We start from the raw sequence: 15262 nt of genomic DNA on the forward strand, positions 1-15262 counted from the left end.
CCTGTAGGCTAACCTACCAAGCACTTGCTTTGTTAGGAGCATCCCGATGACTGGCGACCGGCGCACCGTGCCCGCGGCGCTGGATCGTTTCGTGCACCAGTCGCCCGACCAGCCCGCGTTGGTCACCGACGAGCGTTCGTTCACCGCCGCCGAGCTGCGCGACGAAGTTCACCGCGCGGCCGCCGCGCTGATCGCGCTGGGCGTGCAGCGGGGCGACCGCGTCGCCATCTGGTCGCCGAACACCTGGCACTGGGTGATCGCGTGCCTGGCGATCCACCACGCCGGCGCCGCGATGGTGCCCCTGAACACCCGCTATACCGCCGAAGAGGCGGGCGACATCCTGGCCCGCACCGGCGCGCCCGTGCTGTTCGCGATGGGCAAGTTCCTGGGCAACGACCGCGTCGCCGACCTGGATCGCATGGGCCCTGGTGCCCTGCCCGCCCTGCGGCACGTCGTCCGAATCCCGGTCGATGACGATGACGGTAGCTGGGACGAGTTCATCGCCAACGGGACCGACACGGCACCGGTCGCCGCCCGCGCCGCCGCCGTGACGCCCGACGACGTCAGCGACATCCTGTTCACCTCGGGCACAACCGGTCGCAGCAAAGGCGTGCTGTGCGCGCACCGGCAGTCGTTGTCGGCCTCGGCGTCGTGGGCCGCGAACGGCAAGATCACCAGCGACGACCGTTACCTGTGCATCAACCCGTTCTTCCACAACTTCGGCTACAAGGCCGGCATCCTGGCCTGCCTGCAGACCGGCGCGACCCTGATCCCGCACCTGACCTTCGATCCCCTGCGCGCGCTGCAGGCGATCGAGCAACACCGCATCACCGTATTGCCCGGGCCGCCAACGATTTACCAGACGCTGCTGGATCACCCGGCGCGCGGGGACTACGACCTGAGCTCGCTGCGGTTCGCGGTGACCGGGGCGGCCACCGTGCCGGTCGTGTTGGTGGAACGCATGCAATCCGAGCTCGACATCGACATCGTGCTGACCGCCTACGGGCTCACTGAGGCCAACGGGATGGGCACCATGTGCCGCGCCGAGGACGACGCGGTCACCGTCGCGACCACCTGCGGGCGCCCCTTCGCCGACTTCGAATTGCGCATCGACGCAAGCACTCCCGGCGAGGCCGGCGAGGTGTTGCTGCGCGGTCCGAACGTGATGCTGGGTTACCTCGACGACCCGGACGCGACGGCCGCGGCGATCGACGCCGACGGCTGGCTGCACACCGGCGACATCGGCGCCGTCGACGCGGCCGGCAACCTGCGCATCACCGACCGCCTCAAGGACATGTACATCTGCGGCGGATTCAACGTGTACCCCGCCGAGGTCGAGCAGGTGCTGGCCCGCATGGACGGGGTGGCCGACGCGGCGGTGATCGGCGTCCCCGACGAACGGCTCGGCGAGGTGGGCCGGGCGTTCGTGGTGCCGCGACCGGGCGCCGAGCTCGACGAGCAATCCGTGATCGCTTACACCCGTGAACATCTGGCGAACTTCAAGGCACCGCGGTCGGTGCGGTTCGTCGACGCGTTGCCGCGCAATCCGGGCGGCAAGGTGGTCAAACCACAACTGCGGGAGCTGGCCTGATGGATCTGGACCTAGACGAAGAGACCCTCGCCTTCCAGGCCGAGGTGCGAGAGTTCTTGTCGGCCAACGCCGATGCGATCCCGGCGCAGTCCTACGACAATGCCGAAGGTTTCGCGCAGCACCGGCATTGGGACCGCGTGCTGTACGACGCCGGGCTGTCGGTGATCACCTGGCCGAAGAAGTACGGGGGCCGCGACGCGCCGCTGCTGCACTGGGTGGTGTTCGAGGAGGAGTACTTCCGCGCCGGCGCGCCGGGCCGGGCCAGCGCCAACGGCACTTCGATGCTGGCGCCGACGCTGTTCGCGCACGGCACCTCCGAGCAGCTCGACCGCATCCTGCCGAAAATGGCCAGCGGAGAACAGATCTGGGCGCAAGCGTGGTCCGAGCCGGAATCCGGCAGCGACCTGGCCTCGCTGCGATCCACCGCGACCAAGACCGACGGCGGCTGGCTGCTCAACGGGCAGAAGATCTGGAGCTCGCGCGCGCCGTTCGCCGAAATGGGTTTCGGGCTGTTCCGGTCGGACCCGGAAGCCGAGCGGCACCACGGCCTGACGTACTTCATGTTCGATCTCAAGGCCGGCGGCGTCACCGTGCGCCCCATCGTCCAACTGGGCGGCGACACCGGCTTCGGGGAGATCTTCCTCGACGACGTCTTCGTTCCCGACGAGGACGTGATCGGCACCCCGAACGAGGGCTGGCGCGCGGCCATGAGCACGTCGAGCAACGAGCGCGGCATGTCGCTGCGCAGTCCGGCCCGCTTCCTGGCCACCGCCGAACGGCTGGTGCGGCTGTGGAAGGAAAACGGGTCGCCGCCGGCGTTCGCCGACCGGGTCGCGGACGGCTGGATCAAGGCGCAGGCCTACCGGCTGCAGACCTTCGGCACGGTGACCAGGCTGGCCGCCGGCGGTGAGTTGGGCGCCGAATCGTCGGTGACCAAGGTGTTCTGGTCCGACCTCGACGTGGACCTGCACCAGACCGCGCTCGACATCCTCGCCGCCGACGGCGAGCTCGCGGGCGGCTGGACCGATGGTCTGCTCTTCGCGCTGGGCGGGCCGATCTACGCCGGCACCAACGAGATTCAGCGCAACATCATCTCCGAACGGCTGTTGGGCCTTCCCCGGGAGAAGCGGTAATGGACTTCGCACTAGACGAACAGCAGCGGGACTTCGCGGCCAGCATCGACGCCGCGCTCGGCGCGGCCGACCTTCCCGGCGCCGTCCGGGCGTGGTCCGCGGGCGACACCGCACCCGGCCGCAAGGTGTGGGGGCAGCTGGCCGACCTCGGCGTCACCGCGCTGGCGGTCCCGGAGAAGTTCGACGGCATCGAGGCGCACCCGGTCGACCTGGTGGTGGCGCTGGAACGCCTCGGACGCTGGTGTGTTCCCGGCCCGGTGGCCGAATCCGTTGCCGTGGCACCGGTTTTGCTCGCCGACGATGAGCGCTGCGCCGCCCTGGCCTCCGGCGAGCTGATCGCCACCGTCGCACTGCCGCCGCACGCCCCGCGCGCGGTCGACGCCGACACCGCCGGGCTGGTGCTGGTGGCCGCCGACGACGGCGTCAGCCAAGCGGAAGTCGGTGAGAGGCACGAGTCGGTGGATCCGAGCCGGCCGCTCTACGACGTGACCCCCACCGGACCAACCTGGCGCGCGGACCTGCAGCGCGCCTACGAGTTCGGGGCGCTGGCCACCGCGGCGCAGCTGGTCGGCGCGGCCGAGGCGCTGCTGCGGGACACCGTCGACTACGCCAAGCAGCGGTCGCAGTTCGGCCGGGTGATCGGTTCGTATCAGGCGATCAAGCACAAGCTCGCCGACGTGCACATCGCTATCGAGCTGGCCCGCCCGCTGCTGTACGGCGCGGCCCTGGCGCTGGCCGATCGCCCGAGCGACAGCGCGCGGGATGTCAGCGCCGCCAAGGCGGCCGCGTCCGAGGCGGGCCTGCTGGCGGCGCGGTCGGCGCTGCAGACCCACGGGGCGATCGGGTACACCCAGGAACACGACCTGTCGCTGTGGCTGCTGCGGGTGCAAGCATTGCGTTCGGCCTGGGGTACCCCCGAGGCGCATCGGCGGCGGGTGCTGGAGGCGCTGTGCTCATGACCGAAGAACGGGAGATGCTGCGGGATACCGTCGCGGCCCTGGTGGCCAAGCACGCGAGCCCGGCGGCGGTGCGCGCGGCGATCGAGTCCGAGCGCGGCTACGACGAGTCGCTGTGGCAGCTGCTGTGCGAGCAGGTGGGCGCCGCCGCGCTGGTCGTCCCCGAGGAGCTGGGCGGGGCCGGCGGCGAATTGGCCGACGCCGCAACGGTTTTACAAGAGCTAGGGCGGGGCCTGGTCCCCTCCCCGCTGCTCGGAACCACCCTGGCGGAGCTGGCCCTGCTGGCCGCCGCCGAGCCCGACGCCGAGACGCTCGCAGCGCTCGCGGAGGGCGCCTTGATCGGCGCGCTGGTCTTCGACGCCGACTACGTGGTCAACGGCGACACCGCCGACGTCGTCGTCGCCGCCACCGACGGCCAGCTCGCACGCTGGACGCGCTTCAGCGCTCAACCCGTCGTGACCATGGACCCGACCCGGCGGCTCGCCGCGGTCGCGCCCGAGGAGACCGAGACGATCGGCGCCGACCCCGGCATGGCCGACGCCGCGGCCATCCTGCTGGCCGCCGAGCAGATCGGCGCGGCCGAACGCTGCCTGGAACTGACGGTCGAATACGCCAAGAACAGAGTGCAATTCGGCCGGCCCATCGGCAGCTTCCAGGCACTCAAACACCGAATGGCCGACCTGTACGTGGCGATCGCCGCCGCGAAGGCCGTCGTGGCCGAGGCCTGCGACGAGCCCACCCCGACCAACGCGGCCACCGCACGGCTGGCGGCCACCGAGGCGCTGTGCGCCGCGGCCGCCGAGGGCATTCAACTGCACGGCGGGATCGCGATCACCTGGGAACACGACATGCATCTGTATTTCAAGCGCGCCCACGGCAGCGCGCACCTGCTCAGCCCGCCGCGAGAGCTGCTTGGCCGCCTGGAATCCGAGGTGCTCGAGACGCCGTGAACGACCATGTCGCGCTGCGTGGCGCCATCCCGCCGTTCCATGTGATGGACGTGTGGCTGGCGGCCGCCGAGCGCCAGCGCAGCCACGGCGACCTGGTGAACCTGTCCGCCGGCCAGCCCAGCGTCGGGGCGCCCGAGCCGGTGCGCGCCGCCGCGGCCGCCGCCCTGCACCACAACGAGCTGGGTTACACCGTGACCCTCGGCACCCCCGAGCTGCGCGCGGCGATCGCGGCCGATTACCAGCGCCAAGGGCTGCGCGTCGAACTCGACGACGTGGTGATCACCACTGGCTCCTCGGGCGGGTTCCTGCTCGCGTTCCTGGCGTGCTTCGACGCCGGCGACCGGGTGGCGCTGGCCAGTCCCGGATATCCGTGCTACCGAAACATATTGTCCGCGTTGGGATGTGAGGTGGTTGAGCTGCCGTGCGGGCCGGACACCCGCTTCCAGCCCACCGTGCAGATGCTCGCCGAACTCGACCCGCCGCCCCACGGCGTGATCGTCGCCAGCCCGGCCAACCCCACCGGAACCGTGATCGCTCCGGCCGAATTGGCGGCGATCGCGTCGTGGTGCGAGACCTCCGGGGTCCGGCTGATCAGCGACGAGGTCTACCACGGCCTGGTGTACGAGGGGGCGCCGCGGACCAGCTGCGCCTGGCAGACGTCACGAGAAGCCGTGGTGGTCAACAGCTTTTCGAAGTATTACGCGATGACGGGCTGGCGGCTGGGCTGGATGCTGGTGCCGCCCGTGCTGCTGCGGGCGGTGGACCGCTTGACCGGCAACTTCACCATCTGTCCACCGGTGCTCTCGCAGCTCGCCGGGGTTGCGGCCTTTACCCCGGAGGCGACCGCCGAAGCCGAGGGCAACCTGCACCACTACGCCACCAACCGCACGCTGCTGCTGGACGGCCTGCGCGGCATCGGCATCGACCGGCTGGCCCCCACCGACGGCGCGTTCTACGTCTACGCGGACGTGTCGCAGCACACCAACGACTCGATGGCGTTCTGTTCAAAGCTGTTGAACGACACCGGCGTTGCGATCGCACCCGGAATCGACTTCGACACCACGCACGGCAATTCGTTCGTCCGGCTGTCGTTCGCCGGACCGACGGGCGACATCGAAGAGGCCCTGCGACGGATCGGCGCCTGGCTCTAGGCGTCCAGGACCTTGTCCAGGCGCGCCTCGAGCGCGCCGCGGTCGCCGACGTCGGACACGTCGATGCCGAACCGGTCTCTGAGCGTGTCGACCACCGCCGCCGCGTCGTCGAGGCGGATCTTCTCGCTGGCGTCGGCGCGGTGGATGGACAGGTTCCGCCCGGCCAGGTTCAGCCGGGCGTCGTCGGTGACGCACGCGGCCATCAGCCCGGTCACGAAGTGCGACGACGGGTGCGTCGAAACGAACCAGCTGCCCACCACCAAGTCGATGTCCGGTGCGGTCCGGGTGCCGAATTCGTAGAGGGGTTGCCACTCGCCGCGCACCTGCGCCTGCAGGATCAGGCCGTCGCCGCGGTCGTCGAGCCGGTACGGCTCGTGCGTCGTCTGCTGCACGGTGCCGGTCTCGATGCGCAGGGGCGACGTCGGGGTCTGCCCGCCGAAGCCCACATCGACGAGGTAGGAACCGTGCGAGCCGGGAAACGTCACCGCCAGCACGGTGTGCGTCTGCGGCGGCGAGGGGGCGTCGGGCGGGCGCATCCACACCACCCGGCCGGCCAGGCGGCGCACCCGAAAGCCGAGATCGGCCAGCACGTAGCCCATCAAGCCGTTGTTCTCGTAGCAATAGCCCCCGCGGCGCCGACGAACGAGCTTGCCGGCGAGCGCCTCCGGGCTCAGGTCGTCGACCGGCACGCCCATCACCGGATCGAGGTTCTCGAAGGGAATCGCCCTGGTGTGGGCGCTCACCAACGCGCGCAGGACCTCGAGGTTGGGCGCCGTCGCGCCGCCATAGCCGATCCGATCGAAGTACTCGCCCAGGTTCAGCGTCATGACGCCATTCTGCTGCCAAGGCCATCGGCAGGCGTGCGCCGGCCGGTAGCGGGTATGCGTCGCAATAGTTCGGTTCCCGACGCGAAGGAGGATCCCGTGGCCGACGTCGACCTCTACCTCGACCCCGTCTGTCCTTTCTCCTGGGTGACGGCGCGCTGGCTGCTCGACGCCGCGCCATCGACGCACACCCGGGTCACCCTGCGGCAAATGAACCTGGCCATCCTCAACGAGGGCGAGGAAACCGACGAGAAACACCAGCGGATGATGGAGCGGTCGACGCGGCTGGGCAGGTTGTTCGCCGCGGCCGTCGGCGAGCGCGGACCCGACGCGTTCGCCGGCCTGTATGACTCCATCGGCCGCCGCATCCATGTGCGACAGGAAGACTTGACCGCGGCCACGATCCGCGCAGCCCTGGCCGAAAACGGCCTCGGGGAACGCCTTGCCGAAGCGCTCGACGACAGCGGCTACGACCAACCGGTCAAGCAGGCGCACCAAGCCAGCCAGGACGCGCTGGGCGAAGAGGCCGGCAGCCCGATCATCGCGGTCGACGGCCGGGCGTTCTCCGGACCGGTGCTGACCCGAACACCGAAGGCGCAGGACGGGGTTCGGTTGCTGGAGGCCGTGCTGACGATGGCCGGCGCTCCCGAATTCGCCGCGCTGCAACGGCCGTATCAGGGTCCGCCGACCATCGACGCCTGAGCGCGGCCGCCTACTCGGATCCCGACCGGGCGAACGAAGGTTGCCGGAAAAGCACATCCGTGAGGTTCTGGGCGCTACTCTTGACCTCGCCAATCACACACTTCGCGGAGGGTTGAGCGCCAGCAAATGCCTGAAGAGCCACGGCCCGACAGTGTCGCACCGGTACCGGCTGGCATCGCCGCGGAGCTGGCGGCCGCCGGGTTCGAAGACGCGCGACAGGTAGCTCGGGGCGGGGCGGGCGTCATCTACTGCTGCTACGAGACCGCCCTCGGGCGAAACGTCGCGGTGAAGGTGCTGCCGTCGCACATCGACGATGACAGCCGCGAACGCTTCCTGCGCGAGGGCTACGCGATGGGCGGGCTGTCCGGGCATCCGAACATCGTCAACATCCTGCGGGTGGGCGTCACCGGGAGCGGCAAGCCGTACATCGTGATGCCCTACCACTCGGCGGATTCGCTGGCGGTCCGGCTGCGCCGGGAGGGGCCGGTGCCCTGGCCCGAAGCCTTGCACATCGGCGTAAAGCTTTGCGGCGCACTGGAAACCGCGCACCGGACCGGGACCTTGCACCGCGACATCAAGCCCGCGAACATACTCGTCAACGATTACGGCGAGCCGCAATTGAGTGACTTCGGTATCGCCCACATCGAAGGCGGGTACGAGACGGCGACCGGATTCTTCTCCGGCACCATCGACTTCACCGCGCCCGAGGTGATGACGGGCAATCCCGCCACGGTGGCCTCCGACATGTACTCGCTGGGCGCCACGCTCTACGCCCTCATCGCGGGCAATGCCGCGCACGAGCGCAAGAAGGGCGAGGACCTGATCGCGCAATACCTGCGGATCAGTACCGCCGGGATCCCGGATATGCGTCCCGACGGCATCCCGGACGCGGTGTGCTCGGCGATCGAGAAGGCGATGTCGATCGACCCGGCCGAGCGGCCCGCCTCGGCCGAGGAGTTCGGCCGCGAGTTGCAGGCCGCCCAGCGCCGCAACGGTCTGAAACCCGACGCGATGGCCATCACGGGGCGCGCCTCTGCCGTGGCGACCGAGGTACCGCACGCCGCCCCGGTCCCGCCCGGGCCGCACAGCGAGGTGGCGCGCCCAACGGGCCTCAACACGTCGAGCATGCCGCCCCCACCGCGGTTGCCGACCGGGCACGACGACCCGACGTCGGCGATCAGCGCCCAGATCGACCAGCAACACGCGCGGGAGACCGCGCCATTTCCGCATGCCGGGCCCGCCGAGGTGCCGGACGCGGCCAGCCTGCTGCGCGCCGCACAAGCGTCGTCGACGCAGCCCACGGCGCGGCCTCCGCAAGCCGCCGCGCCGCCGGGCCGGGGCGGCGCCCAGGGCCCGCCGCAGGGTCCCCGGGCCCGGGCGGCCGCATGGTTCGCCGAGCCGGGCAAGAAGCGGAACCGCATCGCGTTGGTGGCCGGTGCCCTCGCCGCGGTCCTGCTGTTGGTCATCGGCGGCGTCTTCTTCGCGCTTTCGCCCGACAACAAGCGCGGTTCGAAGGGCGGGTCCGGGCAGCCGACGGCGCAGCCCCCCATGCAGTGGAAGCCGATCACGAACGCGCGCATCTCCCGCGACGCCGCGGCCACCACGCAGGCCGACGGGACCATCTGGATCTTCGGCGGAATCCGCAGCGACGGCGCCCACACCGGACTGCAGGAGGGCTACGACCCCGTCATCGACAGCTGGAAGGGCGGCGACGATCTACCGGTCGCCGTCTCCCACGCGATGGCGGTCACCTGGCAGGGAAACCCCGTCGTGCTCGGTGGCTGGAAATCCGAAGGTGGCAAAAACGTTGCCACCGACCAGGTTTGGCGCGTCGTCAACAGTCGCTGGGTGGAGCTTCCGCACCTGCTGCAGCCCCGGGCCGCCGCGGCGGCCGCCGTGGTGGGCGACCGCCTTATCGTCACCGGCGGCGTCGACGCCGGCGGCGCGCTGCTGAACACCACCGAGGTGTTCGACGGCAACACCTGGACCCTCGGCGCGCCCATTCCGACCCCGCGCCAGCTGCTGGGCGCGGCGTCGGACGGCAAGCTGGTGTACGCGGTGGGCGGCACCAACGGCAGCGCGGACCTGGCGGCGGTCGAGGCCTACGATCCGGCCGCGAAGACCTGGACGCCGCTGCCCGCGCTGAGCCAGCCGCGCAGCGACCTCGGCGTGGCGATCGTCGACGGGCGGCTGGTCGCGGTCGGGGGCATGTCCGCGGGCCAACCGCTCAAGAGCGTCGCCGCGTTCGACCTGATGACGAAGGTCTGGTCCGCCCTGCCCGACATGGCGACCCCACGGCACGGCATGGCCGTCGACGCGGTGGAGAAGTCCGTGTACGCGATCGGCGGGTCGACCGCGCCCGGCGACGGCCAGCTCACCTCGTCGGCCGAAGCGCTGAAGCTGCCGGCCCGCCGGATCCAGCCGGCGTCGCAGTGGCGCTCGCTCCCGGACGCACCGACCCCCCGGCTGATGATGGCGTGGGCCGTCCAGGGCGACAAGATCTGGGTTCTGGGCGGCCTGCGCAACGGGGTCGCGCTGCAGACCGTCGAGAGCTACGACCCGCACACCGGCGTTTGGCAGACCGGTCCGCCGTTGCCCATCCCGCTGCATCACGCCGCGGCGGCGACCTACCGCGACGAAGTGGTGGTGCTCGGCGGTGCGAGCGATCAACTTGCCGACGCGTCGGACAAGGTGTTCGCGCTGCGTGGTGGGAATTGGGTTGAGCTGCCGCATCTCACGCACGCCCGTGCGGCGCCGGCCGCGGCCGTGGTGGGTGACAAGCTCGTCGTGGTGGGCGGGCAGAACGCCAAGCAGCTCGTTCCGCAGACCGAGGTCTTCGACGGCAATTCGTGGACCGACGCAGCCGACATGCCCACCCCGCGCGAGCATCTGGCCGCGGTGTCGGACGGGACCTACGTGTACGCGATCGGCGGTCGGTTCCTTTCCGCCGACAAGAACTCCGCCGCGAACGAACGCTTCGACCCGCAATCGGGCGCCTGGACCAAGCTGGTCGGCATGCCCACGCCGCGCGGGTCCTACGGGGCGACCTACATCGACGGCCGCATCGTGGTGGTCGGCGGCGAGGAACCGACGATGGTGCTGAACGTGGTCGAGATGTACGACATCGCCGACGCGAAGTGGAGCACGTTGGCGCCGATGCCCACCGCGCGCCACGCCGAAGTGGTGGCGACGGTCGGCAACACCGTCTACTGCATCGGCGGTGCGAACCGGCCGACCCACGAGGGCCCGATCGCGACGGTCGAGGCGCTGGACTTCATGTAGCGACCGAGCAGCGCTCGACGAGATAATTCGAAGGGTCTTGCGGCTCGGATCACCCGCGACGATTCGTTTCACCGGCAAGAGCACGAGCGCGCCGGTAGGCGCTGAGGAACAGCACGGTCAAGCCCAGCTGCACCACGAGGATCGGCGCCATGTAGCCCGCCCGTACCAGGCCACTGCCGATCGCATAAGCACCCGCGGCGCCGAGGCCCGCAAGCACCGGGAACACGGTGAGCAGCAGCACCCCCCGCCGGTCGACGGGTGCGCGGCTCGCCCATACGAGGAGCGCGGCCCACCCGGCCATCAAGGCCGCACTTAATGCGGCGGCGTAGCGGTAGTCGGGGGCCGGGGCGAACCCGTGCAGACCCAGCATCGCGGCGGCCAGGCCCGGCACCAGCAGCGGCACCACCATCGCGGCGTCCACCACGGCGCCGGCCAGGTACGCGAGACGCAACTTGCCCTGGCTTTCCGTCATCGGTCCCACCTATCTGCCTTCGATCAGGCGATCTCATGATTTCGACGACCGCCGCGATGGGGAAGGGACCAAGGTCGCCGGCCGACCCCCGGTCAATCCGGTGCGTTGTTTTACTTACGCCGGATAGGGGGATCCCACTATGAGTCAGCGCCGCGCGCCAGGCGAAACCGATCTGATGGGAGCCCACAATGAATAGCCACACGATCTGGATCGTGGTCGCCGTCATCGCGGCAGTTCTGGTGATCGCCCTGCTGCTGCTGGCAGTCAACAAGACGAGAAGCCGGCAGCGGCAACGCCAGGCGGAGGAGATTCGGGAGCAGGCCAAGCTGGAGACCGCCAAGGTCGAACGGCGCGAGGCCCTCGCCCAGGAAACCGCCGCTAAGGCCCGCGCCGCCCAGGCCGAGGCGGAGGCCAAAGCGGCCGAAGCCGCGCGGCTGCAGGAGCGGGCCGCCAACCACCAGAGCGAGGTCGCGGCTTCGCGCGAACAACTCGAGGAGCAGCTCAAGCGCGCCGACGAACTGCACCCACGAGCCGCCGAAAAGCCGGCGGGCGAGCACGACGATGCCGATGTGGCGCGTTCAGCGGAGTCGCACGATCCCACGACGGAGGGCGAGGGCGTCCGGCACGAGACCTCCCGCGGGACGCGCTAGAGCCAGGTGTCCTGGGTGGTGGCGGTGAGGAACGCTTCCAGGTCGTCGCGCCACTGCGCCGGGGTGGTCTTGTCCGGTTCGATCCCGGTGTACTCGCCGCGATAGAACAGCAGCGGTCGCGGCTTGATCTTCGGTGCCTCCGACAACGATTGGACCGCGCCGAACACCACGAAGTGGTCGCCGCCGTCGTGGACGGACGCGACCGTGCAGTCGATGTAGGCCAGCGATCCGTCGATGATCGGCGAGCCGAGTTCGGAGGCGTGCCAGTCGATTCCGGCGAACTTATCGGGTTCCTTCGATCCGAATCGCGCGGACACGTGCTTCTGCTTCTCGGTCAGCACGTTGACGCAGAACCGGCCGCTGGCCTCGATGGCCTGCCAGGACCGCGAGACCTTGGTCGGGCAGAACAACACCAACGGCGGGTCCAGCGAAAGCGCCGCGAAGGACTGGCAGGCGAAGCCGATCGGGACCTCATCGTGCACGGTGGTGATGATCGTGATGCCGGTGCAGAACTGGCCCAGCACCTGTCGAAAGGCGCGCGGATCGATCGGCGCGGCAGTCATCAGCCCTTGAAGCCGACGCTGAAGTCGTGGCCCCACAGGCTGATCGCGGTGCTCTCCCGAGCGATCCAGTCGTCGTCTTCGACTTGCCTTCCCTCGCAACCGAATTCGACGTCGAATCCACTCGGTGTCTTCATGTAGAAGGACAGCATCAGGTCGTTGACGTGGCGGCCCAGGGTCGCCGACATCGGCACCTTCTTGCGCAGCGCCCGGTCCAGGCACAGCCCGACATCATCGGCATTCTCGACCTCGACCATCAGGTGGACGATCCCGCTGGGGGTCTGTCCGGGCATGAAGGCCAGGCTGTGGTGGCGCGGGTTGCAGCCCAGGAACCGCAGCCAGGCCGGCGGTCCGTCGGCGGGACGGCCGACCACCTGGGGCGGCAGCCGCATCGAGTCGCGCAGCTTGAAGCCCAGCACGTCCCGGTAGAAGTGCAGGGTCTCTTCGTCGTCGCGGGTGGTCAGCACCACGTGTCCCAGGCCCTGTTCCTCCGTGACGAACTTGTGCCCGTACGGGCTCACCACCCGACGGTGTTCGAGGGCCGCGCCGTGGAAGACCTCCAGGCAGTTGCCGGACGGGTCGGAGAAACGGATCATCTCGTCGACCCGTCGATCCGCCAGTTCGGCCGCGGTGGCTTCCTTGTAAGGCGTGCCCTCGACGTCGAGGCGGTTCCGGATCTCTTGCAGGCCAGCGGCATTCGCGCATTCCCAGCCGGCTTCGATGAGCCGGTCCTGCTCGCCCGGAACGATCACCAGCCGGGCCGGGAAATCGTCCATCCGCAGATACAGGGCGCCTTCGGTGCTGCCCTTACCCTCGACCATGCCGAGCACCTTGAGGCCGTACTCGCGCCAGGCCGCCATGTCGGTGGCCTCGATGCGCAGGTAGCCCAGCGACCGGATGCTCATCACGCACCTCCCAGGAAATCAACGGTCAACTTGTTGAACTCGTCGAACTTCTCCACCTGCGCCCAGTGTCCACATTGCCCGAAAACGTGAAGCTGCGCACGCGGGATGGTCTTCAGCGCGACCAGCGCGCCGTCCAGCGGGTTGACCCGGTCCTCGCGACCCCAGATCAGCAACACGGGCTGGCGCAGCCGGTGCACCTCGCGCCACATCATGCCCAGCTCGAAATCGGCCCCCGCGAACGACATTCCCATCGCCCGGGTCGCGGTCAGGGATTCCGGCGTGCTGGCCAGCGCGAACCGCTCGTCGATCAGCTCGGGCGTGATCAGCTTCTGGTCGTAGACCATGACCCGCAGGAACGCCTCGAGGTTCTCCCGAGTGGGTTCGACGGAGAACTTTCCCAGCCGCTTGACGCCCTCGGTGGGGTCGGGGGCGAACAGGTTGATGCTCAGCCCGCCGGGACCCATCAACACCAGCCGGCCGGCCCGGTCGGGGTAGTCCAGGGCGAACCGGACCGCGGTGCCGCCGCCCAACGAATTGCCCACCAGCGGAACGCGTCCCAGCCCCAGCTGATCGAACAGACCCTTGAGCGCCCGCGCGGCGTAGTGGTTGAACTGCCCGTGCTCGGCGCGCTTGTCGGAAAGCCCGTAGCCGGGCTGGTCGACGGCCAACACGTGAAATCGTTGCGCCAGCACGGGAATGTTGCGCGAGAAGTTCGTCCAGCTGGCCGCGCCCGGACCGCCACCGTGCAGCAGCACCACGGTCTGGTCGTTGCCGACCCCGGCCTCGTGGTAGTGCAGCTTCAGCGGTCCGTCGACGTCGACCTCCGCGAACCGCGAGGTGGACTCGAAAGTCAGCTCTTCGGTCGCGGTCATACCATTGTGTCGCCGGGCGGCAACCCAAATTCGTTGTTTCCGAAGATCTGGTAGGCCCGCTCGGGGTCGTTGGCCGCGTGCACCCGGCCGGCGTGCGCATCGCGCCAAAAACGTTGCACCGGTTGGTCGTTGCCCAACGCGGTGGCGCCGGAGGCCTCGAACAGCCGGTCGATGGAAGCGATCGCGCGGCCGGTGGCGCGCACCTGGTCGCGGCGGGCGCGGGCGCGCAGCTCGAACGGGATCTCCTTGCCGGCACTCAACAACGCGTACTCGTCGGCGACGTTGCCGCTCAGCTGGCGCCACGCGGCGTCGATGTCGCTGGCCGCCTCGGCGATGCGCACCTTGGCGAACGGGTCGTCCTTGGCCTTCTCCCCGGCGAACGCCGCGCGCACCCGCTTGCCCTGGTGCTCCACGTGCGCGTCGTACGCGCCGTAGGCCATGCCGACGATCGGGGCGGAGATGGTGGTGGGGTGCATTGTGCCCCAAGGCATCTTGTAGACCGGCGCGGTGTTGGTCTCGTACCCGCCGGCGGTGCCGTCGTTCATCGCCTTGTAGGACAGGAAGCGGTGCCGGGGCACGAAAACGTCCTTGACGACCACGGTGTTACTACCGGTGCCGCGCAGGCCGACGACGTGCCACACGTCGTCGATGCGGTATTCGCTGCGCGGGATCAGGAAGCTGCCGAAGTCGACCGGGCGGCCGTCCTTGATCACCGGACCGCCGAGGAAGGCCCACGTGGCGTGGTCACATCCCGAAGACCAGTTCCAGGAACCGTTGACCAGATACCCGCCGTCGGTCACCACGCCCGCGCCCATGGGCGCGTACGACGACGACACCCGCACGTTCGGGTCGTCGCCCCAGACCTCTTCCTGGGCCTGCTGGTCGAACAACGCCAGGTGCCAGTTGTGCACCCCGATGATGGAGCTGACCCAGCCGGTGGAACCGCACGCGCTGGCCAGCCGCCGCACCGCCTCGTAGAACAGGGTCGGATCGCATTGCAATCCACCCCACTGTTCGGGCTGCAGCAGGGTGAAGAAGCCGATGTCCTGCAGGTCCTGAACGGTCTCGTCGGGCAGCCGGCGCAAATCCTCCGTCGCCTGTGCGCGCTCGCGAATCCGCGGCAGCAGGTCATCGATACCGGCTAAAACCGACTGCGCGTCGCGCTGTTGAATGGACGTCACTAGGTTTGCCTCCTGGGCCAAACTTAATCAGTG

At 69.5% G+C, this 15262-nt stretch carries 14 protein-coding genes; 8 read left to right on the forward strand and 6 right to left on the reverse strand.

Translation table 11 applies throughout. The features are described 5' to 3' along the window. Positions 1-46 precede the first annotated feature (46 nt). The 5 genes from fadD3 to A5702_RS24170 are packed head-to-tail and all read left to right on the forward strand — an operon-like array spanning position 47 to position 5781. Positions 47-1591, forward strand: a complete 1545-nt coding sequence (gene fadD3 / locus A5702_RS24150; protein WP_068224483.1) for a 3-((3aS,4S,7aS)-7a-methyl-1,5-dioxo-octahydro-1H-inden-4-yl)propanoate--CoA ligase FadD3 — start codon at positions 47-49, stop codon at positions 1589-1591. Continuing rightward, the gene (locus A5702_RS24155) at positions 1591-2724 is read left to right on the forward strand and encodes an acyl-CoA dehydrogenase family protein (RefSeq protein ID WP_068224486.1); all 1134 of its coding nucleotides are present in this window, start codon (positions 1591-1593) and stop codon (positions 2722-2724) included. The genes fadD3 and A5702_RS24155 overlap by 1 nt, the downstream gene beginning before the upstream one ends. Continuing rightward, positions 2724-3683: an acyl-CoA dehydrogenase family protein gene (locus A5702_RS24160; protein ID WP_068224490.1), complete on the forward strand. Its 960-nt coding sequence runs from the start codon at positions 2724-2726 to the stop codon at positions 3681-3683. The genes A5702_RS24155 and A5702_RS24160 overlap by 1 nt, the downstream gene beginning before the upstream one ends. After that, on the forward strand, positions 3680-4630 hold the full coding sequence (locus A5702_RS24165; protein WP_068224492.1) for an acyl-CoA dehydrogenase family protein: 951 nt from the start codon (positions 3680-3682) through the stop codon (positions 4628-4630). The genes A5702_RS24160 and A5702_RS24165 overlap by 4 nt, the downstream gene beginning before the upstream one ends. Beyond that, on the forward strand, positions 4627-5781 hold the full coding sequence (locus tag A5702_RS24170; protein ID WP_068224495.1) for a pyridoxal phosphate-dependent aminotransferase: 1155 nt from the start codon (positions 4627-4629) through the stop codon (positions 5779-5781). Before A5702_RS24165 ends, A5702_RS24170 begins: the two co-directional genes overlap by 4 nt. Here A5702_RS24170 and A5702_RS24175 read toward each other — a convergent pair. Continuing rightward, the gene (locus A5702_RS24175; RefSeq protein WP_068224502.1) at positions 5778-6608 is read right to left on the reverse strand and encodes an arylamine N-acetyltransferase; all 831 of its coding nucleotides are present in this window, start codon (positions 6606-6608) and stop codon (positions 5778-5780) included. The two genes, A5702_RS24170 and A5702_RS24175, sit on opposite strands and share 4 nt — an antisense overlap. A gap of 96 nt (positions 6609-6704) precedes the next feature. Between A5702_RS24175 and A5702_RS24180 the strand changes: the two genes are divergently transcribed. Both A5702_RS24180 and A5702_RS24185 read left to right on the forward strand, forming a co-directional pair. Then, complete coding sequence (locus tag A5702_RS24180; RefSeq protein ID WP_068224561.1) at positions 6705-7307, forward strand: DsbA family protein; 603 nt, start codon at positions 6705-6707, stop codon at positions 7305-7307. A 126-nt stretch (positions 7308-7433) separates the two neighbouring features. Continuing rightward, the gene (locus A5702_RS24185; RefSeq protein ID WP_068224506.1) at positions 7434-10589 is read left to right on the forward strand and encodes a serine/threonine-protein kinase; all 3156 of its coding nucleotides are present in this window, start codon (positions 7434-7436) and stop codon (positions 10587-10589) included. Positions 10590-10638: 49 nt separating this feature from the next. Here the strand turns inward: A5702_RS24185 and A5702_RS24190 are convergent, their stop codons facing one another. Then, complete coding sequence (locus tag A5702_RS24190) at positions 10639-11061, reverse strand: hypothetical protein (protein WP_068224509.1); 423 nt, start codon at positions 11059-11061, stop codon at positions 10639-10641. Between the two features lie 188 nt (positions 11062-11249). Here A5702_RS24190 and A5702_RS24195 point away from each other — a divergent pair, with 188 nt between their 5' ends. Then, on the forward strand, positions 11250-11711 hold the full coding sequence (locus A5702_RS24195; RefSeq protein WP_068224511.1) for a hypothetical protein: 462 nt from the start codon (positions 11250-11252) through the stop codon (positions 11709-11711). Here the strand turns inward: A5702_RS24195 and hsaB are convergent. The 4 genes from hsaB to hsaA are packed head-to-tail and all read right to left on the reverse strand — an operon-like array spanning position 11708 to position 15229. Beyond that, positions 11708-12274 (reverse strand): 3-hydroxy-9,10-secoandrosta-1,3,5(10)-triene-9,17-dione monooxygenase reductase subunit, encoded by a 567-nt coding sequence (gene hsaB, locus A5702_RS24200; RefSeq protein ID WP_055399736.1) that lies wholly within the window; start codon positions 12272-12274, stop codon positions 11708-11710. The genes A5702_RS24195 and hsaB overlap by 4 nt on opposite strands. Continuing rightward, entirely contained in the window at positions 12274-13176 is a 903-nt protein-coding gene (hsaC, locus tag A5702_RS24205) for an iron-dependent extradiol dioxygenase HsaC (RefSeq protein WP_055399739.1), read from the reverse strand. Before hsaC ends, hsaB begins: the two co-directional genes overlap by 1 nt. Beyond that, entirely contained in the window at positions 13176-14048 is an 873-nt protein-coding gene (hsaD, locus tag A5702_RS24210; protein WP_067902299.1) for a 4,5:9,10-diseco-3-hydroxy-5,9,17-trioxoandrosta-1(10),2-diene-4-oate hydrolase, read from the reverse strand. The genes hsaC and hsaD overlap by 1 nt, the downstream gene beginning before the upstream one ends. Beyond that, the gene (gene hsaA, locus A5702_RS24215; RefSeq protein ID WP_067821495.1) at positions 14045-15229 is read right to left on the reverse strand and encodes a 3-hydroxy-9,10-secoandrosta-1,3,5(10)-triene-9,17-dione monooxygenase oxygenase subunit; all 1185 of its coding nucleotides are present in this window, start codon (positions 15227-15229) and stop codon (positions 14045-14047) included. Before hsaA ends, hsaD begins: the two co-directional genes overlap by 4 nt. Positions 15230-15262: the final 33 nt, after the last annotated feature.

It is taken from the genome of Mycobacterium sp. E3339 (assembly GCF_001666915.1).
GTDB lineage: Bacteria > Actinomycetota > Actinomycetes > Mycobacteriales > Mycobacteriaceae > Mycobacterium.